Origin of the sequence: Dactylosporangium sp. NPDC050688 (assembly GCF_040654515.1) — a bacterium.
In the GTDB taxonomy this organism is placed as follows: domain Bacteria; phylum Actinomycetota; class Actinomycetes; order Mycobacteriales; family Micromonosporaceae; genus Dactylosporangium.
Genome location: NZ_JBFAIC010000097.1, coordinates 12,735 through 31,388, shown reverse-complemented (window position 1 = coordinate 31,388; position 18,654 = coordinate 12,735). Strand labels below are relative to the sequence as shown.

Below are 18,654 nucleotides of genomic sequence, written 5' to 3'. Positions count from 1 at the left end.
CGGTCGCGGTGCGCGGCAGCCTGGCCTCGCGTTCGCTCAGCCCGTCGAGCTTCCAGATCAGGTCGTCGCGAGTCTCCCGCAGGTAGTGGTGCAACGCAGCCTTCGGATCGTTCAGATCAGCCATGCCCGCCAGTCTTCCTGATCCGTCCGAGTCACTCACCGGAGGTGCCCCAGATCCGGGAGGCGCCGACCGCGTCGAACGCGAACCCGGCGAAGCGCTCGCGAATCTCCGGGAACCGTCCGGCCGGCACGGCGATCTCGATGTCGTGGTGCGCACGGGTCTGCGTGCCGCGGAACAGGTCCAAGGCCCAGCCCGCCGCGACGTACCAGGGTGCGGCGACGCCGGCCAGCCGGTCCGCGACCTCGCGCGGCGTCCAGCAGTCCGCCCACCGGGCTTCGAGCGCCTCGACGTCGCCGGGCGACACCGCGGTCCCGCCACCGGGCAACTCGTCACGCATCGGCCGAGCACCCGGGGATGGGGATCTCGCGAAGGGGGTCGCCGCCGTCGATGAACAGCCGGGCGCCGGGGGCCGTCGCCGCGGCGATGCGCCGCAGCACCCGCTGACCGGCCTCGGGGTGCCGGCCGCTGACCGGCCTCGGGGTGCCGGCCGTCGAGCGCGCCGACCCGTACTGCGAACACCAGGTCGAACGGCTCCTCGCCGGCCTGCAGCACGAACTCCTCGGCCGCGACCAGCCGGACGCTCATCCGGCCGGACCCGATCTCCGCCGCCGCGGCAGCCTCGGCCTGGGCGATAGCGGCGGGGGACCGGTCGATGGCGAGGACGTGGCCCGTGGAGAGCCGGGCCGCGACCGCACGGGCGGCGGCCCCCGGCCCGCAGCCGATCTCGAGCACCCGCAAATGCGGCAGGATCGGAAGGCTGTCCACCACCGCGGCGAGTCGGGGTGACAAATGTGCCGGCACGAGTACGAGCATAATTCCCCGGCTGCGGTTGTCGGTTTCGGCGGGTCGCCGATCGTCATCGGGATATGGCCCTCAACGAGCAGTCCGTCGCCGCACAGCCGGTCGTGTCGGCGGTGGCGGGGCGGTGGCCGGTGACCGCCGTGTTCTTTCTCGACGGGCTGGCACCCCGCCCGCCGGACGCCTAGTGCAACGTTCGTTGAGGCGGTACACGAACTTGCGGCGGAGCGTGCGCGTTGGTGGGGCGGGCCGTCCCCAGATCCAGGGGTTGGCGTGGGTGTTGAGCTGGGCGGTGGCCCCCCGCACCGCGTAAGCGATCTCGGCGGTGTCGGCGAAGGTCTGTCCAGCGAACGCGGCCCGGCGCAGCAGCCGCCACCAGCCCTCGCCAAGGCCACCCCGTGCACGGTGGCGAGCTTCGCCCACCTGGATGGCAAGAAGGTCTTCGACGGCGGTCCCTGCCACCGCCTCACCACGGAGAAGCAGCAGCAGGTGACCGTCGCGTACGGCTGACCGCTGGCGGCGGGGCGCCCGGTGCGGCGCCCCGCCTGACCGGCGGCTACCAGGCGATCGCCTGCTCCCACATCCGCACGTACGCCTCGGCCCCGGCCATCAGCTGCTGCCGCAGCAGCGCGCTGTCCCCGCCGGCCTGCTGGATGAGGTCGGTGGTCCAGTCGGCGAACAGGCCGTACTGCGCGGCGCCGTCGGTGTTGACGTCGAAGGTCCGCGAGCCGAAGACCTGCTTGGCCACGGTCGTGCCGTTCGGGGCGACGAACGGGTAGCGCAGCGGGTTGGCGGCCGCGTTGGGGCGGGGGTTGGCCTGGTCGCCGAGGCCGTTGACGTCGGTGCCGTAGCCGTAGCCGGTGATGGCGCCGCCGTGCGGGGCGGCCCGGTTGGCGCGCCACTCGCTGAGGAACTCCGGCACCGAGTTGGCGTACGTGGCCACGAACCCGCCCAGGGCGAGCATCCGGTCGATCATGGTCGGGTCGGACCAGCTGTGCACCGACGCCACGCCCGGGTAGCGGGCTGCGGCGGCCATGTCGAGCACGGCCTGGGCGGTCTTCACGCTCATGTGGTCGACGTGGATGATCATGCCGCGGTCCATCATCTTCTGGATGAGGTACCGGCCGAGGGGGGTCAGCCCACGGGTGTTGCAGATCTTGCCGCTGGGGTACACGGGCAGCACCGCGCCGGGCGGCAGGCTCACCACGCCGAAGCTCAGCAGCCGCACGAGGTCGTCGCTGACGAGCGGCTGCTCGTTGTCGGACGGGCCGGTGCAGCTGGTGGCGGTCCACCAGTGCCCGGTGGACAGCAGATTGCCCAGGTTGACGAACGCGCCGGTGAGGCCCGCGTCGAAGCGCGTGCCGCCGAAGGCGTTGTCGAACTTGTGGACCGGGTACAGGCCGGAGACGCCGATCGCCTGCAGCTCGTCGAGGCCGGCGTCGATCTGGGCGGTGGTGCACTGCGGGACGTCGTTGACCTCGCGGCAGCCGAAGATCTCGGAGTTCTCCACGCCGATCGTCACGGCCAGTTTGCCCTGCGCGGCGATGCTGCGCACCTGGGCCGGCGTGGTGGCGATGCGGAACCAGCCCTTGCCGGCGCCGCCGTTCTGCGCGTCGATGTAGTCCTGCATCGAGTACAGGTAGCGGGACTGGACGCGGATCTGGTCCATCTCGTCGCACGAGGTGTCCCGGTACGGGAACAGCTCGCAGATGGACCGGTTCGCCACGAGCAGCGCGTTGAGCACCCGCTGGCCGGCCCGCCAGGACCGTTCGATGCCGCGGTAGTACGACTGCTCGTGCAGCAGCGAGTTGTGCTGCGGCCAGTCGCCGAACGTGGGCCAGCCGTCCTCCGGCGAGTTCACCGCGTCGGTGCCGCCGACGATCGCCTCGAACAGCGCGCCGACGTTGAGGCTGCGGTGGGTGTCGCAGCCGGCCAGGGCGACCTGCACGCCGCCGGAGGCCCACGCCTCGCCGCAGTGCATCTGGCCGCCGAACGCGGCGGCGGCGGTGATGTGGGCGTGCGCGTCGATCGTGCCGAAGAGCTTGCCGCTGCCGTCGACGCCGGGCGCGGCGGTGCCGGTGACGGCCGGGTCGATGTCGGGCGGGGTGGCGCAGCCCGACGCGGTGGCCAGCGCGACGGTGTACGACGAGCCGGCCGCGCCGAGGCTCCACAGGAACGAGCCCATGGTCTGGCCGGTGGCGGTGGCGACGAGCCGGTACCGGTCGCCGCTCTTGGTGACGGTGAAGTCGGCGCGGTCGCCGTAGGAGTCGCCGGCCATGATGAAGCCGACGACGCTCTGGTACGCGGGTTTGCCGTCGGAGCCGATGAGCTCGTAACGGCCGAGCTGGGTGGCCTCCAGCCGGAACGACGTAGCGCCGGAGGCCGACGAGGTGAAGGCGTAGCCGGCGCCGCTGCGCACGACGTAGCCGACCGCGCTGGAGCCGTTGTAGACGCGCAGCGAGGCGCAGGTGCCGTCCAGGGCGTCGGCGTTCGCCGTGATCGCGGCGGCCGAGGCGGAGGGCACGGCGACGACCGTGGTGGCGACGAGCGAGAGAAGGATGCCGGACGTCAGCGTGGTCCGGCGGGACGGGTGGCGCAGCGACAGGGACATGATGGCGGTGCCCCTTCAAGCGTGCCGGAACGCACGATCCGGCGGCCGGTGTGAAGTCAGATCAGCGTCCGATAGACGTAGGCCACTGTCAACAGGAAACGAGAATGTTTCGGTTTTGGCCGATCATGACTGGCGGCGCGCCGCGCTGGGGGCGAGCGGTCCGCCCGCCCCCAGCGACGAGGTGGGGTCAGGAGCCCGGCGGCGGCGGAGGCGGCGGGTCGACCGCGATGCCGATCTGGGCCCTGGTGGAGAAGTTGCCGGCACCGTCGAACGCGCGGACCGTGACGATGTACGTGCCGTAACCGCTGTACGGCACGTACGCGGTGGTGTCGCCGACCAGTGCGACGACGGCGCCGTTGAGCGCGACCTCGTACCCGGCGACGAACTGCTCGTCGCGGGCCGCGGTCCAGCCGACGGTCCAGGAACCTCCGGTCGGGCCGCGCAGGGTGAGCGCCGTCGGTGGCCCGGGCGGGATCGTGTCCGGCGGGGTGCCCAGTCCGAGGACGGCGAAGGGTGAGCGGTTGCCGGCGGCGTCGACGGCGCGTACCCCGAACGACATGACCATCGGGGGCGGCACACCCATGCTGTAGCTGGTCGTGGTGACGGTCGCGATCGGGGCGGTGCCGGTGCTGCTCCAGATCTCGTAGCCGGTGACGCCGCGGTCGTCGGTCGAGGCGGTCCAGGTGAGGGTGAACGTGCTGGCCTGGGTGGTGCCGCGCAGGTCGCCCGGGGTGCTCGGCGGCCGCACGTCGCGGGCCGGTGGGCTGCCGTCGCACGGGGCGCCGTTGAGCAGGCAGCCCTGCGGGGTGCCCAGGCCGGCGGCGACCCAGCCGAAGCTGGTGGCGGCGCCCGGGGCGAGGCTCGCGTTCCACGGCGCGCCGACGACGACGTAGTGGTTGCCGGAGCGGGTGACCGTGGCGTTCCAGAGGTTGCTGATGCTGGTGCCGGCGGCCAGGTCGAACTCGACCCGCCAGCTCGGCAGGGTGGTGGCACCGCCGTTGGTGACGGTCATCCGTCCTGAATAGCCGGTGGGCCACACGCTGTCCTGGTGGAACACGGCGGTGGGCAAGGTCGCGGCGCGGGCGGGCGCCGGGTTGAGCGTGATCGCGAGGACGGCGGCGACCATGGCCACCCTCGACAGGAATCGACTCATGTCAATAGAAGGTACGGCGGTGCCGCAACAGCGCGTCCGGTGACGAGGTACGTCCGCCAAGAGCATACCGCACCCGCGACCGCCGGACACTCGGGTGAAAAGCCCTGTTGAACTGGGGTTTTGCCGTCGTACGGTGGTCGCTCCCGACGAACCGGAGGTTCATGTTGCTCGATCCCGGCATGGTGACGTGGGCGCGTGTGGTCCTGCTGCAGGACAAGCCGCGACGGTACGAGCTGGTGCAGGCGTACCGCATCATGACGACAGTGCGACCGCAGGTCTACCGTCCCCGGCTCGCCCGTGCCCTCGGCGACCTGGTCGACGGGTTCACCGCCGCGGCCCCGGCGGACGCCGTCGAGGAGCTGCTCACGGAGGCCGCCAGCAACCTGCTCACCTGGGCGCGGGAGCTCGTACGGGCGTCGCCCGGCACGATGACCGAGCCCGGCGCGCTCACTGAGGCCGGCGCGCTCACCGAGCCCGGCGCGCTCACCGAGGTCGACGTGCTCACCGAGGTCGTGACGCGGCAGCGGCGGCGCCGTGCCGCGGACGACGGCCCCGACTGGGACCTCCTCGCCGTGGCCGTGGCACTGGAGGAGGCCGGCCGCGCCGGCGCCGCCCTCACCGCCGTGCAGGAGCTCATCGCCGTCGAACGCCGCCGCCGCCAGGTGCGGCGCGGCCGCCTGGCCATCGCCATCGCCCACGCCGCGGGCATCCTCGAACGCCGGGAACGCTCCTACGACGCCGCCGCGCTGCGGGCCCAGGCCGAGCCGGCCGCGGGCCCGCGCAGCAACGGCATCGCCGAGCGGCTCGCCGGCATCCCGCAACCGGCCGCCGCCCGTAAGCCCGGCCGGGGCGTTCCGGGCCGGGGTGTGCCGGGCAACAGCAGGACACCGGCGCCCAGCAGGTGATACGGGCCGCGCGGGTCACGGGTAGCCGTGGCCCGCGCACGCCCGCCGCCGGGCAAACGCGGTCGGTCTCGCGGCTGCCCCGTCCCACAGGACGTCCATCGGTGGCGCGGCTACGGCACCGCCGGATGGATCTCCCCGTGGTACATGCCGAACAGCGGCGCGACCAGTGCGGCCACCTGGGTCAGCAGGAACCAGCCGGCGGCCAGCGCCGCGACCAGGGCCAGCGCCGCACCCGGTCCGGCCCGCCCGGCCGTGACCAGCCGCCCAACCGCCGCCGACCGCGTCCGGAACCCGCTGGTGAACGCCGCGACCACGACGAGCGCCAGGGCCAGCGCGGCGAACGTCCAGTACAGCACCGGCCCCAGGTATTGCGCCGCCCACGCGAGGCCGTCGTGCAGCCACGCCAGGTCGAACGGCGGGTCCATGTCCGGCAGCCGCGCCCCGCGCCACCACCCCGGCCCGTACGTGGCGAGCGGGTAGTACGTGGCCGCGGCGACGGCCGACAGCACCAGCGCGCTGCCGCCTGCCGGGTACTGGCGCTCCGAAACCGGCATCGACCCCTCCGGATACGACGCTACCCCGCCCCACCCGGCCCCGGGCTGCCGCCGGCCGGCGGATTCCCGGCAGGTGCACAATCCGGCGCCCGGTCCGGGCTCAGCGGAAGACCGGGGTCCACTCCTGCTGCCGCACGATCTTCACGCCCGGCGCCCGGTAGTACGGGTCGTCCTCGACGATGGCGTCGAGCTCCTCGGCGGTCACGTCGAAGACCAGCAGGGCGCCGCTCTCGTCGGAGTACGGCCCGGCCAGCACCACCCGGCCCGCCTCGTGCAGCACCCGCAACCGCTCCCGGTGCGCCGGGCGCAGCGCGAGCCGGTCGGGACTGCCGTCGAAGGCGAGCTCAAGCAGGTACACGCCGACCATCGTAGGACAGCCGGTGGATCACTCCGGCATCGTGGCGCACACCTGGCGGAACGCGGTCAGCCACTGGCGGATCTGCTCGTCGGAGTGCAGGTACGGGCCGTCCGGGACGATACGCAGGTCGATGCCGTGCAGCATGTTCAGTGCGAGCCACACGACCTGGTCGCGGGCGCACTCGTCGTCGGGGTACGTGTGCCAGGGGGCGGCCCAGCGGTCGACGTCCTCACGGGTGCGAGTGCCGTCGAGCAGCGCGACGAAGCAGCGGTCGAGCTCCGCGCGGGTCGGACGGGGCAATGGCAGCACCACCCGCCCATCGTCGCAGACGCCGTCCACCCCGCCCGACGGCTCATCGCACGACGACGTGGTTGGCCATGTCGACGACGGGGCGGTAGCCGAGGGCGGCGTAGATCTTGTTCGAGGTCGGGTTCGCCTGGTCGGTGAAGAGGCAGACCCTGGCGCCGGCGGACTGCAGGCGGCGCGACACCTCGGCGACGGCGTTGCTCGCCCAGCCGTGGCCGCGCTGGTCCGGTGGCGTGTAGACGGGGGCGATGCGGGCCACGCCGTACACCGGCGCGGTCGCTCCGGCGAGGCTGACCGGCGTGCCGCTGCCGTCGAGCCAGAACCAGTACTGCCCCTCGCCGATGCGGCGCAGCAGCTCCGCCCGGTCGGGCAGGACGTGCACGCCGGTGCCGCGGCGGCGGCCGGCCTGCTCGTCGGCGTCGCCGAGGAACGCCGCGACCCACCGCTCGACCAGGTCGATGTCGCCGCCGGTCACGGCCGCGAGCCGGCCCGGCGCCGGCCGTGGCGGGACGAGCTCGCCGAGCTCGTGCAGCTGGCTGTGGATCAGGACCTCGGCGCGGCCGCCGGTGAGGCGGGCCAGCTCGCCGGCGCACCGCTGCGAGGCGGGCAGCGCGCCGTGGACGGCGAGGGTCTCCTCGCCACGCCCGTGCAGGGCGCGCGCCAGCGCGACGGCCGCGTCGTCGGGCATCGGCAGCAGGAACAGCGGGTGCGGCGGCTCCGGCGCGCTGCGCATCCCCGCCCCGACGACGGCGCCGGCGGCGTCCCGGACGACCAGCCACCAGAAGTGCCACGGCGGGCCGCCGGGCGGCCAGGTCCGAGGCCGGTGCGCGTTCACGGTCACGACTGTGCTGAGGACCGGGTCCGCGGCCAGATGGTCACCGGCGGCGGCGAGGAACTCCGCGGCGTCCGTGGTGAACTGCAGGGTGGAGCTCATGCCGTCGCCTCCGCTGCGCTGCGGTCCGCTCATGTGGTCGTACCGTAGCCAACGCCACACACCGGGTGTATCGATTTTCCGCCGTGGCACCATGTCCGGATGATCGTGCTGGTTGCGGGTGACCCGCTGCGCCCACGCCGCCCTGACGAGCACTTCGCCGCGGAGGCCGACGCCGCCCGGGCCGCCGGCCTCGACGTGGCGGTCGTGGACCACGACGCGCTGGCGAGCCCCGACGGGGCGCGACGGGCGGTCAGCCGGGTGCCCGAGGGTGCCGGCATCGCCGTGTACCGCGGCTGGATGCTGCGCGCCGGGCACTACGCGGCGTTCGCCGAGGCCCTCGCCGCCCGTGGCGTCACCCTGCGCACCGGCCCCGAGCAGTACCGGCAGGCGCACGAACTGCCCGGGTGGTACGCCGCGCTCGCCGCGGTCACCCCGGCCACGGCGTGGACCACCGGCGACGACCGCGACGGCTTCGACCGTGCGGCCGCGACGCTCGGCCCCGGCCCGGCGGTCCTGCGCGACTACACCAAGTCGATGAAGCACCACTGGCACGAGGCGGCGTACATCCCCGACCTCGCCGACACCGCCGCCGGGTGGACGGTCGCGTCCCGGTTCCGCGAGCTGCGCGACGACGAGTTCACCGGCGGCTTCGTCCTGCGCCGCTTCGAGTCCTTCGGCTCCGCGGAGGTGCGCACCTGGTGGGTCGCCGGCGCGTGCAGGCTGGTCGGCCCGCACCCCGACACCCCGCACGACGCGCCGCCCGCCACCCTGGACCTGTCCGCCGTCGAGCCGCTCGTCGCCGCGCTCGCGCTGCCGTTCGTGACGGTCGACCTCGCGCTGCGTACCGACGGCGAGTGGCGCGTGATCGAGCTCGGCGACGGCCAGGTGAGTGACCGGCCGTCCACGGTGGACCCCGGCACCTTCGTCACGGCCATGATCCCGCCGGACTGACCCGCGCCTCGGCCGGCGTCAGCGCAGGGTCTTCCTGAGCCAGTGCCCCGCGTACGGGCTGTCGTTGAACGCCGGTGCCTCGTGGAAGCCGTGGCGGGTGTACAGGCCACGCGCCTCGACCAGGTCGGTGCGCACGTCGAGCCGCAGGGACGTGACGCCGTCGGCGGCGGCCTGCTGCTCGACGGTGCCGATGAGCCGCGCGCCGAGGCCCCGGCGGCGGACCGCGGCCGACACGTACACCCTGGTCAGCTCGCCGACGCGGGTGCGGTCCTCGCCGACGCGGGTGCCGTCCTCGGTGACGTACCGCAGGCCGATGCAGCCCACGACCCGCTCGCCGAGGGTCGCGACCCAGAACCAGCCGGTCGGCGGCTGCAGGTCCTCGTCGGCGTCCTCGGTGAGGATCCCGTCGATCTCCGCCTCGGTCATCGGACGGCCGTGGTAGCGCCCGCCGATGTCGTGGTAGTAGTCGCGCAGCGCCCGCTGGGCCTGCGGCTCGGCGGGTTTCGTCACGGCGACGACGATGCTGGCGTCCGGCACGACCATCACGGACCCCATCATCGGCCGGCCGGTTTCCGGCCCGCCACCGGGTTTTGCGGCTCGGCAGCGGCCCGTGGGCGTGGCATGATGCGGGGGCATCCGACGAGCCGAAGGACCCGATGAGCGCTGGACTTGCGGCGCAGCTGTGCTACGCCGACGTGGTGCGGCCGCGCCCCGCCGACGTCCTGTCAGGCATCCGGCGGTTCTGGCCGTCCGCCGAGCTCGTCGACGGCACCGGCCGCGGCGGCGGGTTCATGGTCGCGTTCCCCGAGCTCACCACCCAGCTCGGCGACGGCGCGGGCATCCGCCTGCTGGTGTCGGTCGGGCAGCCCGCCCCCGAGCGCCCCGGCGGCTCCGGCAGGGACCTCAGCCAGAGCTGGGAGTGGCCGGACGCGCCGGAGGCGCTGGCGTCGGTACGGCAGACCGTCGCCGTCACCGAGATCTTCGGTACGTCGTTCGCCCCGGCCAACCGCGTGCACGCGCTGACGGCGGTCGTGCAGGGGCTGGCCGCCGCCACGACGCCGGTCGGGGTCTGGTGGCCGGTGAGCACCCTCGCCACGCACCCGGCCGCGCTGGCCGGCCGCCCCCTGGGCGGGCTGGTCAACGTGCGCCTGTTCAACGTCGCCGGCAGCCCCGGCCTGCTGGCCATGGACACCCTCGGCCTGGCCCCGCTCGGCCTGCCCGACCTGGAGTGCGTGTTCAGCGGCCTGCCCGAGACCAGGATGGCCGCCTACCTGACGTCGATCGCCGAGTACCTCGTCGCCGGCCACACGATCCGCGGCGGCGACACCGTCGAGGGCCTGACCCCCGACCAGCGCTGGCGGGTCACCGCGGGTTCTTCGTCGGTCGCCCCCGAGCGCCCCGTCCTGTCGATCAGCCCGGGCCAGTGGGGTACCGGGGCAGGGCGCTGAGGTCGCGCCCTGACGGAGGCGGTCTCCTTCTTTCGCCGCCCGCTGACACCGGCGCCGCACCCGGGCCGCAACCGGCGCCGCCCATGCTCGTAGGGACACGGCGGGGGACAGGGACCCGGCCCGGCTCTGCTGGTGGTGTGCATGCGTCGGCGTCTCACGGTGCTCGGGGCGGCGGCCGCGGCCACCGTCGCGCTGGCCGCGCTCGGCCCGGCGGCGGCGGTCGCCGCGCCCGCGTCGGTGCCCGGCACCGTCTCCTCGGGCAAGGTGAAGTTGACCGTGCGCTCGGCGCCGACCGCCGCGTCCGCGCCCGTCACGACGCTGCGCAACGGGGCGAAGCTCGCGATCGCCTGCTGGGTGCGGGGGCCGAAGACCAAGGGCCGGGTCCGCACCACCGACCGGTGGGACCGGCTCACCAGCGGCGCGTACGTATCCGACGCGTACGTGAGCCGCCGCAAGCCGCCGCCGGCCTGCCCCGCACCCGCACCCGTCACGCCTACACCCGCCCCCACGCCGACGCCGGCTGTCACGCCGGTCATCGTGCCGCCGGCGGGTGCGGTGCCCGTCGGGCCGTGGGTGGGGCCGGTGCCGGGCAAGGGCACCAGCGGCTTCCGTACCGTGTCCCGCCCCGCCCACGACGGCATCGACATCATGGCCGCCCGCGGGACCCCGATCCACGCGACCGCCGCCGGCACCGTCATCACCGTCGTGTGCAACACCTCCGGCCCGTCCTGCGACGTCGACGGCTCACCCGGCATCAAGGGCTGCGGCTGGTACGTCGAGATCCACCACGCCGGCGACATCGTCACCCGGTACTGCCACCTGGTCCGCCGCCCCGACGTCACCGTCGGCCAGCAGGTCACGGCCGGCCAGACCATCGGCTCCGTCGGCACCTCGGGCAACTCGTCCGGCCCCCACCTGCACTTCGAGGTCCACTACGGCCGCCCCGCGACCCGCCTCAACGCCGTGGACCCGGTCCCCTTCATGAAGGCAGCGGGAGCCCCGGTCGCCTGACCCGGCGGGGGCGGGTCAGGCGGGGCTGACGGACTCGCCGCCCCACTCCTCGGGGGCGACGTCGGCGAGCGTCTCCGAGAACGTCCACTGGTGGCCCGCCGGGTCCTCGGCCTGGTACTGCCGTTCGCCGTACTCGAAGTCGGTCGGCTCCATGAGGATCCGCGCGCCGTGCGCCCGGGCGCGCTCGCAGTGGGCCTGCGCGTCGCTCACCCGGACCATCACCGCGAGCGTGACCTCGCCGGCGCGGGGCAGGCGGCGGCTGCTACCGGTGTCGGCGACGATCACGGCGCCGCCGCCGAACGACAGCTGGGCGCGGTGGCCCTCGCCGATGCGCACCCGCTCGGCGAACCCGAACGCCGCGGACAGCCAGGCGACCGCCTCGCGCACGTCCGGGTAGGTCAGCACGGGGATCACCGTCGCGGCCGGGACGGACCGGTTGGCCTTCATGGCCGCCATGGAACACCATCGCACCTGGTCACGCGGGGTGGTCGGTCAGAACGAGCCTGACGGGCTCCAGTAGTTGCTGGAGGGCCCGTAGCCGCGGTTGTTCCATGACGCGCGCAGCTTCTCCAACTCGCCCGGGCGCCACACGATCGGCTCGACGACGGCTCCGGTCAGCGCCGTCCACGCCCTGACCCGCGCGTCGCCGGGTGCGCGTTCACCGGCGCGGTCCGTGTGCCACTCCGCCATCGCCTCGCCGGTCGTCTCCTTCCAGCCGATCCACACGTACTGGTCGCGGGCCCGTTCCTGCTCGATGACCTGCTGCACCTCGCGGGCGGTCAGGCCGTGCCGGGCGTCGCCGCCCTCGTCCTCGTCGGCGTGATCGACGGCGGGCAGCCAGATCAGCACCTGGCCGTGCCCGGCGTAGTCCCTGAGCAGGTACGCCCACACCGCGCCGTCGACCCCCTCCTGCACCGCCGCGACCCGCTCGGCCCGCCGGCGTGCCTCGCGCTCCTGCTGCTCGCGGGCCTGCCGCTCGCGCCACGCGGCGACGTGGTCGGTGAGGTCCGCGGCCGCGTCGCGGTAGGCGCGGTAGGCGGCGCGCACCTCGTCCTCCAGCGCCACCCGCTGCGCGTCGTACTCCCGTTGCAGCCGTCCGCGGCGCAGCCGCCACCGCAGCCCTTCCCAGATCTGGTACGGCGGCGAGAGCCGGCCGCGCGCCTCCCAGTCGCGCTCCTGCACCGACCGGATCGCGGCGACCACGGTCTGCGTCGCCGCCCGCCAGCGGTCCGCGTCCTGTGCCGGCGCCTTGAGCCGGCCCGCGCGGAAGCCGGTGCCGCGGTTGTCGAGGTCCACGCAGTAGAGCTCCCGGATCTCCTCGATCTCGTCGTCGCGCAGGTTCAGCACGACGGTCCTGATCGCCTCCCACAGCTTCTGGTAACAGAGGTCGACATCCATCGACACAGTTTCACACTCTGCGCCGGATCCGGCGACGCTGCGGTACCCTTGCAGGCGACCACGTCGTCGTCGATGGCTCGCGTGCGCCGAGAAGCACGCACCGGATGACCTTCGAATGCAGGAGCGGTTCCGCTCCGGTGCGGTGAGCCCCGCGATCCGGGTCCGGACCCCTCGGGAGATCCGGTCGGCCCGTCGTCCCCGCCGGCACCGCTGCTGGGGACATCTCGTCGCGGCGCCGCTGTGGCCGATGCACGGCGCCAACCTCGGCACGCTGTTGCGCACCTGCGACGCCGTCGGGGCGTGCCTGGCGGTGCCGCCGTTCGGATGGGTGGACGAGGCCCTCGCGCGCGGCAACACGCTGCGGCAGCCGGCGTGCGTGCACCGCGTCGGCGATCCGCTGCGCTGGCTCGCCGAAGAGCGCCGCGCCGGGGCCGGCATTCTCGGGGTGGAGCTGGCCGACGAGGCCGTCCGCCTCGCCGACCTGCCGGCCGCGCGGCGCAGGACCGTCATGGTGCTCGGGCACGAGGCCACCGGCATCCCGCCGGAGGCGCTCGACCTGCTCGACGGCGCCGTCGAGATCCCGATGATCGGCACGGGGTCGAGCCTCAACGTCGCGGTGGCCGGCTCGCTCGTGCTGTACAAACTCGCCGGGCTGTTGTAGCTCGCTGGGCTGCAGCTCGCCGGGCGCTGGGGTCAGCCGCGCGTGGAGCGGGTCGCGTGCAGCGACGCCAGCAGCCGCAGCCGGTCGGCGTCGGCGCTGCCGGGCTCGGCCAAGGCGTCACCGCAAGCTGCGGTCAGGCCGGTCGCCTCGGCAACGTCGGCCAAGAGGCGGGCGCCGGCGTGGCCGACCACGCCACGCCCGTCGGCACTCACAATGATCTTCGGACGCGATCCGGTAGCCTGCACTCGGCAGGTGCCTTCCATGGCGGATGATCAGGGCCTTCGACAAGCCAGATCATCCCAGATGGCAGGCACCTTCCTCATTTCCGATCATGAGCCGCGCGCAGGCTTACTGAAAGACCCGGGCTAAGCGCACTGATAGGAAACGGTGAAGGCTCTTGATCGACGTGGGTGGTTGGTGTGGCATAGTGCCCGGGTGTCCGCTTCGGAGTTGCAGCGCCGTCGTCCGACGACCTGGTCGCGCGGATCGCCGAGCAGGATGCGATGGTCGCGGCTTCGCGGGCTGAGGTCGCGCAGTTGCGTGGCCGGTCGGGGATGGACTCGTCGAGCGGTTCGAAGCAGCCGTCGTCGGATGTCTTGGCCGGCAGCGGCGTTCCGGGCCGGCATCGGGGAGCGGGGCAAGCCCCGGGGCGCGCCGGGGGCGACGCGGATGCTCGTCGATGCTCCGGACGAGCGGATTTCGTGTCGGCCGGCCAGGACCTCCTCGAAGTCCTCACCGCCCTGTTCGCCACAGGCCCCTGGCTCCACCAGACCCAGCCTCTGACCCGAGCTAAATACGTACCCCATGACCAGGCATAGACGTGAAGGTGGCACGGCTTGGAGCAACAGGAACGTCTTCGTCATCTCAACCGAGCTGCCGATGTCATTGTGGGGCATGAGTACACGGTGCTCGTGGATACGTACGGAACGGATGAGGCGATTAAAGATGGTTGGGGTTACCACAACGCCACCCATGGCATTGAGGTCTCGCGAGGCGGCGGGCGGAGCGCCGCCGTGCAGGTGGAACTCGGTCGCCTACCCGCCGAAGCGACTCCGCTGGCCCGGATAGCTGGGATATTTCATGACCATGTGCAAACCGAAACGCCTGGCTACGAACTTAGCCCTAGGAGGGAGGAACTCAGCGTCGACGCGGCACACAGTGCAATGCGTGCCTACGAGAAGGATCAGGGATATTCACCAGGCGGACTCTTTACCCCTTCCAACTATGACCTTGTCGATGAAATGATCATCGCAACAAAGGTGCGCGGGGTAGATAATGGCCGAATTGTCCAAAACACGTCCAGGGAGCAGGCGGCCGGCGCCATGCTTGCCGATGTCGATCTGGGACTGGGCACCCCCGAACAGCATATTTCGAGCCCACCTGCTTCATGTTGAGGGCCAGCGCCGCAGTGGCCTGTTGGTCCCTCCGTTCAGCAACGGGCGTGATCTTGCTGTCGACCCAGCTGCGGTAGAACCTTTTCTGAACTTCCAGGCCACCCTGCACGACAAGCAGCGGTTCCTGCTGGACGAAAGCGAGAAGCTTTTCCCGTTTCAAGCTGACAATGCAGCTCTTGCCAAGGCGCTGCGGCTCGAGTACGCGGCAGGGCGGATGGGCTGGCGGGACCTGGTGGATCACGCCGCCAGCGTTGCTGACCAAAGGCTCAATCCCCAGCAACCGCAGCCAGGTCTCAACGCACCCACTGTTGATCCAGCAATGGGGCCCGGCTTGGGAGTGGCCGCCGCCAGCATGGCCTTCGCGGCACGCACAAGGCCCGCGCGTGACCACGACCCCGCTGGGCGGGAGCGTCCGCAGCACCAGGACATTCAGCAGCAGCGTGATCAACCAGTCCAGGAACGCTGAGCTGCCCATATTGATCCCAAGGCTCGGCGAAGTCTTGAGATATCCGATTCGGCCAATGCTGTCGCTGCCGCCAAGGGGCGGCAACGAGGGTGGTCTCGCCTGCTCGACGGCGTCGTCGAGACCGGCGAGCGGCTCGACGCGTACCGCACCGACGAGGCCCGGGTCCGGGCCTGGATCGCCGAGGGCGCGCCGCCGAGCTCGCCGCGGGCCGGCCGGCGTTCGCGCTGACGCTCGGCCGGGAGCTGCACTGGTTGGACGCCGACGTGTACCGCGCCGACGCCGTCCGCCTGCTCACCGGCGCGTACCGGGCGCTGGGCCGCGACGCCCCGGCCGGCATCGCCGAGGTGCACGCCGCCCACCGCGACCTGCCGTCGGTCGACGTCCTGCGCTGAGCGGCCGGGATCGGGGCCGCGGGTATGCTCGCTGCGTCACGTCCAGCGGCGCCGGGGGATGCACCAGCAGTGTGGTTCGGGATCTTGGGACCGCTGCGGGTGGTGCGGGACGGTGCGGTGGTGCCGGTCGGCGGGCCCAAGCAGCAGGCGCTGCTGGCCCTGCTGCTGGTGCGGGCCAACCAGGTGGTCAGCACCGGCTGGCTGGCCGAGGCGCTGTGGGACGGCAGCCCGCCGCCGAGCGCGGAGGTCACGCTGCGCACGTATGTCGCCGCGCTGCGCCGGGCGCTGGAGCCGGGCCGGGGCGCGCGGGCGCAGGGGCGGGTCGTGGTCGGCCACGCCGGTGGGTACGAGCTGCGCGTGCCGCCCGAAGCGATCGACGCGGTGCGGTTCGCCGAGCTGGTGGAGTCGGGCGCGCGGGGCCTCGCCGCCGGTGACCCGGTCGCCGCCGAGCGGGACTACGCGCGGGCCCTCGAGCTGTGGCGCGGCGAGCCGCCGGTCGCCGAGCTGTCCGCGGTCCGGGCCGAGGTGGCCCGCCTCGCCGAGCTGCGGCTCGCCGCGCTGGAGGGCCGCTGCACCGCCGCGGTCGCCGCCGGCCGGCACCTCGCCGTGCTGCCCGACCTGCGGCGTTTCGTCGCCGAGCAGCCGGCCCGGGAGGCGGCGCGCGGGCAGCTGATGCTGGCGCTGTACCGGGCCGGGCAGCAGACCGAGGCGCTCGCCGTGTACGACGAGGGCCGCCGCCTCCTCGCCGCCGAGTACGGCGTCGAACCCGGCGCGCAGCTGCGGGACCTGCATCAGCAGATCCTGCGCCAGACGGTGCCCGAAGCCCCGGCCGGCGCGGGGGACGCCCCGCCGCGGCCGCCGGGCCTGGTCGGGCGGGCCGCGGAGCTCGCCGCCCTGGACGGGCATCTCGACGCGGCGCGCCGCGGCGGCGGGCGGATGCTCGCCCTCGTCGGCGAGCCGGGTATCGGCAAGACCACCCTCGCCACCGCCGTCGCCGGCCGGGCCGCCGCCGCGGGCGTCCCGGTCGTCTGGGGCCGCTGCCCCGACGTCGGGCAGGCGCCGCCGTTCTGGCTGTGGAGCCAGGTCGTGCGCGGGCTGCTCGCCCTGCCGCACGCCGGGACCGCCGGCGCGGACCTCACCGGGTTCGTGGACGGGCCGTCCACATCGGACGGTGGCCTCGACCCGGTGGCCCGGTTCCGCGCGTACGAGGCCGTGTCCGACCTGGTGCGCGCCGCCGCCGCGCCGGCCGGCCTGCTGCTGGTGCTGGACGATCTGCACGCGGCCGATCCCGACTCGCTGCTGCTGACCCGGTACCTGTGCACGACCGTCCACACAGGACGCACGCTGGTCGTGACGACGCTGCGGCCGTACGAGCACGACCCGGCCCTCGTGGCGACCCTCAACGACCTCGCCCGCGGCGCCGGCTCGGGGCAGCTGCGCCTGGCCGGCCTCGACCCCGCCGAGGTCGCCGACCTGGTCGCCGGCCGTACCGGCGGGCCCGCACCGGACGACGTCGTGCGGCGGCTCGCGGCGCGTACCGGCGGCAACCCGTTCTTCCTCACCGAGCTGCTCGCCGCGCCCGGCGGGCCGCTGCCGCCGAGCGTCCGCGACGCGGTGCGGCTGCGCCTGGACGGGTCCGACCCCGCCACCCGCGAGTGCCTCGACGTGCTCAGCGTCGCCGGCCGGGAGCTGGGCCTGCACCTGCTGCGGGCGGTCACCGGCGCCGACGCCGCGCGGCTGCTCGCCGGCCCGGCCGCCGCGCGGCTCGTCACCGACGCCGGGCCTGGCACGGTCCGCTTCCGGCACCCGCTGTTCGCCGAGGTCGCGTACGCCGAGCTGGCCGCGCCGCGCCGGGCGGCGCTGCACGCGGGGCTCGCCGCGGCGGCCGCGCGGGAGGGCGGGCTGACCGCCGGCGAGATCGCCCACCACTACGGGCAGGCGATCGGGCTCGGGCACGCGGAGGACTTCCTGCGCTGGACCGTGCGCGCCGCCGACGACGCGGCCCGGCGGCTGGCCTACGAGGACGCCCTGGCCCACCTGGGGCGTGCTGCGGACCGGCTCGCGCCGGACGCGGCAACGGCGCCGGACGCGGCCGCCGCCGAGCTGGACGTGCAGCTGCGGCGGGCGGCGCTGCTGCAGATCACCGTCGGCATCGGCAGCGACGCGGTCGCGGCGGCCGCGGCCCGGGCGCGGTGGCTGCTGCTGCGCACCGCCGCGGACACCGACGTGCGCGCCGCGCTGTGGACGCTCGGCGAGGTCGCCTGCAACCGGGCCGAGTTCGCCGTCGCCGAGGACCTGGCCCGGCGCCTGACCGCCGCCGCTGCCACTTCCACCGCCATTGCCACTTCCGCTGCCGCTTCCACCGCCGCCGCCGCTGCCGTTTCCGCCGCCGCTGAGCAGGCCCGGCCCGATGGCCCGGTCGCGGCCGCCGGGCCGTACCTGCTCGGCGTCGTGTGCTACTTCACCGGCCGGCTCGCCGACGCCGACGAGCACCTGAGCACCGCCGTCGAGCGGCTGGCCGCCGTCGACCCGCGGCGGCTGCGCGAGCAGGCGGGCCGCACCCCGGTGCTCGCCGCGCACAACTTCCGCGCCCTCGTGCGATCCCTGCGCGGCGACCACGCCGGGGCGCGCGCCGACCTCGAAGCCGCCGCGGCCCTGGCGGAGCGCACCGACGACGCGTACGGCCGCGCCAACGCCGTGCTGTACGCCGCCTGGACCGCGCTGCAGGAGCACGACGCCGACGCGGGCCGTGCCGCCGCCCGCCGCTGCCGCGAGATCGGCGCGCGGCAGCGGATGCCGCACTTCGTCACCACCGGCGACTTCCTCGCCGAGTGGGCGGCGGTGCGCGGCGGCGCGCACGACCGGCTCGCCGCGATGCGGGCCGCCGGCGAAGCCATCCACCGGCTCGGGCTGCGCGCGACGCGGACGATCTCGATCGCGGCGATGGCCGACGCGCACCTCGTGGCCGGCGACACCGCGACGGCGGCGCGGCTCGCCGGTGAAGGGCTCGCCGCCGCCGAGGCCGCCGGCGAGCGGGTGCTGACCGCCGAGCTGCGCCGGGTGCGCGGCCTGGCCACCGGCGACCCACGGGACGTGCGGGCCGGCGCGGCGATCGCCGCCGAGCAGGGCGCCCGCCTGCTGCTGGACCGCATCGACCGCGGCTGACCGTCGGGCGGAGGCGCCCAGCCGGCGA

The 18,654-nt window shown here is 74.1% G+C and carries 20 protein-coding genes and 2 pseudogenes; 10 read left to right on the top strand and 12 right to left on the bottom strand.

Annotation, left to right across the window (positions count from 1 at the left end; all coding sequences use genetic code 11):
- Window positions 1–152 precede the first annotated feature (152 nt).
- Together AB0H83_RS47430 and AB0H83_RS47425 are read right to left on the bottom strand one after the other, a co-directional pair.
- A complete protein-coding gene (locus AB0H83_RS47430; RefSeq protein WP_360109073.1) occupies window positions 153–458 on the bottom strand; it encodes a hypothetical protein in 306 nt (101 codons plus the stop codon).
- A 224-nt stretch (window positions 459–682) separates the two neighbouring features.
- Window positions 683–934 (bottom strand): annotated as a pseudogene (locus AB0H83_RS47425) (class I SAM-dependent methyltransferase); the annotation flags it as partial.
- 258 nt (window positions 935–1,192) lie between these two features.
- Here AB0H83_RS47425 and AB0H83_RS47420 point away from each other — a divergent pair.
- Window positions 1,193–1,429 carry a hypothetical protein gene (locus AB0H83_RS47420; RefSeq protein WP_360109061.1) on the top strand — a complete coding sequence of 79 codons (237 nt, stop codon included), beginning with the start codon at window positions 1,193–1,195 and terminating at the stop codon, window positions 1,427–1,429.
- Between the two features lie 46 nt (window positions 1,430–1,475).
- Here AB0H83_RS47420 and AB0H83_RS47415 read toward each other — a convergent pair whose 3' ends face one another.
- Together AB0H83_RS47415 and AB0H83_RS47410 are read right to left on the bottom strand one after the other, a co-directional pair.
- Window positions 1,476–3,530 carry a hypothetical protein gene (locus tag AB0H83_RS47415; protein WP_360109058.1) on the bottom strand — a complete coding sequence of 685 codons (2,055 nt, stop codon included), beginning with the start codon at window positions 3,528–3,530 and terminating at the stop codon, window positions 1,476–1,478.
- 187 nt (window positions 3,531–3,717) lie between these two features.
- A complete protein-coding gene (locus tag AB0H83_RS47410) occupies window positions 3,718–4,683 on the bottom strand; it encodes a cellulose binding domain-containing protein (RefSeq protein ID WP_360109055.1) in 966 nt (321 codons plus the stop codon).
- Between the two features lie 161 nt (window positions 4,684–4,844).
- Here AB0H83_RS47410 and AB0H83_RS47405 point away from each other — a divergent pair, with 161 nt between their 5' ends.
- Window positions 4,845–5,588 (top strand): hypothetical protein, encoded by a 744-nt coding sequence (locus AB0H83_RS47405; protein WP_360109052.1) that lies wholly within the window; start codon window positions 4,845–4,847, stop codon window positions 5,586–5,588.
- Between the two features lie 110 nt (window positions 5,589–5,698).
- On the opposite strand, the gene AB0H83_RS47400 is transcribed toward AB0H83_RS47405, so the two are convergent.
- From AB0H83_RS47400 to AB0H83_RS47385, 4 genes are all read right to left on the bottom strand, one after another.
- On the bottom strand, window positions 5,699–6,142 hold the full coding sequence (locus tag AB0H83_RS47400; RefSeq protein ID WP_360109049.1) for a hypothetical protein: 444 nt from the start codon (window positions 6,140–6,142) through the stop codon (window positions 5,699–5,701).
- Between the two features lie 100 nt (window positions 6,143–6,242).
- The gene (locus AB0H83_RS47395) at window positions 6,243–6,500 is read right to left on the bottom strand and encodes a YciI family protein (RefSeq protein ID WP_360109046.1); all 258 of its coding nucleotides are present in this window, start codon (window positions 6,498–6,500) and stop codon (window positions 6,243–6,245) included.
- A gap of 27 nt (window positions 6,501–6,527) precedes the next feature.
- A complete protein-coding gene (locus tag AB0H83_RS47390; protein ID WP_360109043.1) occupies window positions 6,528–6,812 on the bottom strand; it encodes a hypothetical protein in 285 nt (94 codons plus the stop codon).
- Between the two features lie 40 nt (window positions 6,813–6,852).
- Window positions 6,853–7,773 carry a GNAT family N-acetyltransferase gene (locus tag AB0H83_RS47385; RefSeq protein WP_360109040.1) on the bottom strand — a complete coding sequence of 307 codons (921 nt, stop codon included), beginning with the start codon at window positions 7,771–7,773 and terminating at the stop codon, window positions 6,853–6,855.
- Window positions 7,774–7,839: 66 nt separating this feature from the next.
- On the opposite strand from AB0H83_RS47385, the gene AB0H83_RS47380 reads away from it, so the two are divergent.
- Entirely contained in the window at window positions 7,840–8,691 is an 852-nt protein-coding gene (locus AB0H83_RS47380) for an ATP-grasp domain-containing protein (protein WP_360109037.1), read from the top strand.
- An 18-nt stretch (window positions 8,692–8,709) separates the two neighbouring features.
- On the opposite strand, the gene AB0H83_RS47375 is transcribed toward AB0H83_RS47380, so the two are convergent.
- Window positions 8,710–9,234 (bottom strand): GNAT family N-acetyltransferase, encoded by a 525-nt coding sequence (locus AB0H83_RS47375; protein WP_360109070.1) that lies wholly within the window; start codon window positions 9,232–9,234, stop codon window positions 8,710–8,712.
- Between the two features lie 113 nt (window positions 9,235–9,347).
- Between AB0H83_RS47375 and AB0H83_RS47370 the strand changes: the two genes are divergently transcribed.
- Both AB0H83_RS47370 and AB0H83_RS47365 read left to right on the top strand, forming a co-directional pair.
- The gene (locus AB0H83_RS47370) at window positions 9,348–10,139 is read left to right on the top strand and encodes a DUF4261 domain-containing protein (RefSeq protein WP_360109034.1); all 792 of its coding nucleotides are present in this window, start codon (window positions 9,348–9,350) and stop codon (window positions 10,137–10,139) included.
- A 141-nt stretch (window positions 10,140–10,280) separates the two neighbouring features.
- Window positions 10,281–11,150 (top strand): peptidoglycan DD-metalloendopeptidase family protein, encoded by an 870-nt coding sequence (locus tag AB0H83_RS47365; protein WP_360109031.1) that lies wholly within the window; start codon window positions 10,281–10,283, stop codon window positions 11,148–11,150.
- 15 nt (window positions 11,151–11,165) lie between these two features.
- Here AB0H83_RS47365 and AB0H83_RS47360 read toward each other — a convergent pair whose 3' ends face one another.
- Together AB0H83_RS47360 and AB0H83_RS47355 are read right to left on the bottom strand one after the other, a co-directional pair.
- On the bottom strand, window positions 11,166–11,597 hold the full coding sequence (locus tag AB0H83_RS47360) for a VOC family protein (protein ID WP_360109028.1): 432 nt from the start codon (window positions 11,595–11,597) through the stop codon (window positions 11,166–11,168).
- Between the two features lie 45 nt (window positions 11,598–11,642).
- Window positions 11,643–12,548: a hypothetical protein gene (locus AB0H83_RS47355; protein ID WP_360109025.1), complete on the bottom strand. Its 906-nt coding sequence runs from the start codon at window positions 12,546–12,548 to the stop codon at window positions 11,643–11,645.
- A gap of 115 nt (window positions 12,549–12,663) precedes the next feature.
- Here AB0H83_RS47355 and AB0H83_RS47350 point away from each other — a divergent pair, with 115 nt between their 5' ends.
- Complete coding sequence (locus AB0H83_RS47350) at window positions 12,664–13,209, top strand: TrmH family RNA methyltransferase (RefSeq protein ID WP_360109022.1); 546 nt, start codon at window positions 12,664–12,666, stop codon at window positions 13,207–13,209.
- Between the two features lie 107 nt (window positions 13,210–13,316).
- On the opposite strand, the pseudogene AB0H83_RS47345 reads toward AB0H83_RS47350, so the two are convergent.
- Window positions 13,317–13,472, bottom strand: a pseudogene (locus tag AB0H83_RS47345) (IS1380 family transposase); the annotation flags it as partial.
- 573 nt (window positions 13,473–14,045) lie between these two features.
- On the opposite strand from AB0H83_RS47345, the gene AB0H83_RS47340 reads away from it, so the two are divergent.
- From AB0H83_RS47340 to AB0H83_RS47325, 4 genes are all read left to right on the top strand, one after another.
- Window positions 14,046–14,603: a hypothetical protein gene (locus AB0H83_RS47340; protein WP_360109019.1), complete on the top strand. Its 558-nt coding sequence runs from the start codon at window positions 14,046–14,048 to the stop codon at window positions 14,601–14,603.
- Window positions 14,542–15,069 (top strand): hypothetical protein, encoded by a 528-nt coding sequence (locus AB0H83_RS47335; RefSeq protein ID WP_360109016.1) that lies wholly within the window; start codon window positions 14,542–14,544, stop codon window positions 15,067–15,069. The genes AB0H83_RS47340 and AB0H83_RS47335 overlap by 62 nt, the downstream gene beginning before the upstream one ends.
- 251 nt (window positions 15,070–15,320) lie before the next feature.
- Window positions 15,321–15,461, top strand: a complete 141-nt coding sequence (locus AB0H83_RS47330; protein WP_360109013.1) for a hypothetical protein — start codon at window positions 15,321–15,323, stop codon at window positions 15,459–15,461.
- Between the two features lie 84 nt (window positions 15,462–15,545).
- Complete coding sequence (locus AB0H83_RS47325) at window positions 15,546–18,626, top strand: BTAD domain-containing putative transcriptional regulator (protein ID WP_360109011.1); 3,081 nt, start codon at window positions 15,546–15,548, stop codon at window positions 18,624–18,626.
- The last annotated feature ends 28 nt before the right edge of the window (window positions 18,627–18,654 follow it).

What these genes read in the sequence shown, in the direction of transcription:
- AB0H83_RS47350 (WP_360109022.1), top strand. Translation starts at nt 12,664, where the DNA reads ATGCAGGAGCGGTTCCGCTCCGGTGCGGTGAGCCCCGCGATCCGGGTC.
- AB0H83_RS47335 (WP_360109016.1), top strand. Translation starts at nt 14,542, where the DNA reads ATGTCGATCTGGGACTGGGCACCCCCGAACAGCATATTTCGAGCCCAC.
- AB0H83_RS47405 (WP_360109052.1), top strand. Translation starts at nt 4,845, where the DNA reads ATGTTGCTCGATCCCGGCATGGTGACGTGGGCGCGTGTGGTCCTGCTG.
- AB0H83_RS47375 (WP_360109070.1), bottom strand. Translation starts at nt 9,234, where the DNA reads ATGGTCGTGCCGGACGCCAGCATCGTCGTCGCCGTGACGAAACCCGCC.
- AB0H83_RS47430 (WP_360109073.1), bottom strand. Translation starts at nt 458, where the DNA reads ATGCGTGACGAGTTGCCCGGTGGCGGGACCGCGGTGTCGCCCGGCGAC.
- AB0H83_RS47365 (WP_360109031.1), top strand. Translation starts at nt 10,281, where the DNA reads ATGCGTCGGCGTCTCACGGTGCTCGGGGCGGCGGCCGCGGCCACCGTC.
- AB0H83_RS47410 (WP_360109055.1), bottom strand. Translation starts at nt 4,683, where the DNA reads ATGAGTCGATTCCTGTCGAGGGTGGCCATGGTCGCCGCCGTCCTCGCG.
- AB0H83_RS47380 (WP_360109037.1), top strand. Translation starts at nt 7,840, where the DNA reads ATGATCGTGCTGGTTGCGGGTGACCCGCTGCGCCCACGCCGCCCTGAC.
- AB0H83_RS47400 (WP_360109049.1), bottom strand. Translation starts at nt 6,142, where the DNA reads ATGCCGGTTTCGGAGCGCCAGTACCCGGCAGGCGGCAGCGCGCTGGTG.
- AB0H83_RS47370 (WP_360109034.1), top strand. Translation starts at nt 9,348, where the DNA reads ATGAGCGCTGGACTTGCGGCGCAGCTGTGCTACGCCGACGTGGTGCGG.
- AB0H83_RS47415 (WP_360109058.1), bottom strand. Translation starts at nt 3,530, where the DNA reads ATGTCCCTGTCGCTGCGCCACCCGTCCCGCCGGACCACGCTGACGTCC.
- AB0H83_RS47385 (WP_360109040.1), bottom strand. Translation starts at nt 7,773, where the DNA reads ATGAGCGGACCGCAGCGCAGCGGAGGCGACGGCATGAGCTCCACCCTG.
- AB0H83_RS47360 (WP_360109028.1), bottom strand. Translation starts at nt 11,597, where the DNA reads ATGAAGGCCAACCGGTCCGTCCCGGCCGCGACGGTGATCCCCGTGCTG.
- AB0H83_RS47355 (WP_360109025.1), bottom strand. Translation starts at nt 12,548, where the DNA reads ATGGATGTCGACCTCTGTTACCAGAAGCTGTGGGAGGCGATCAGGACC.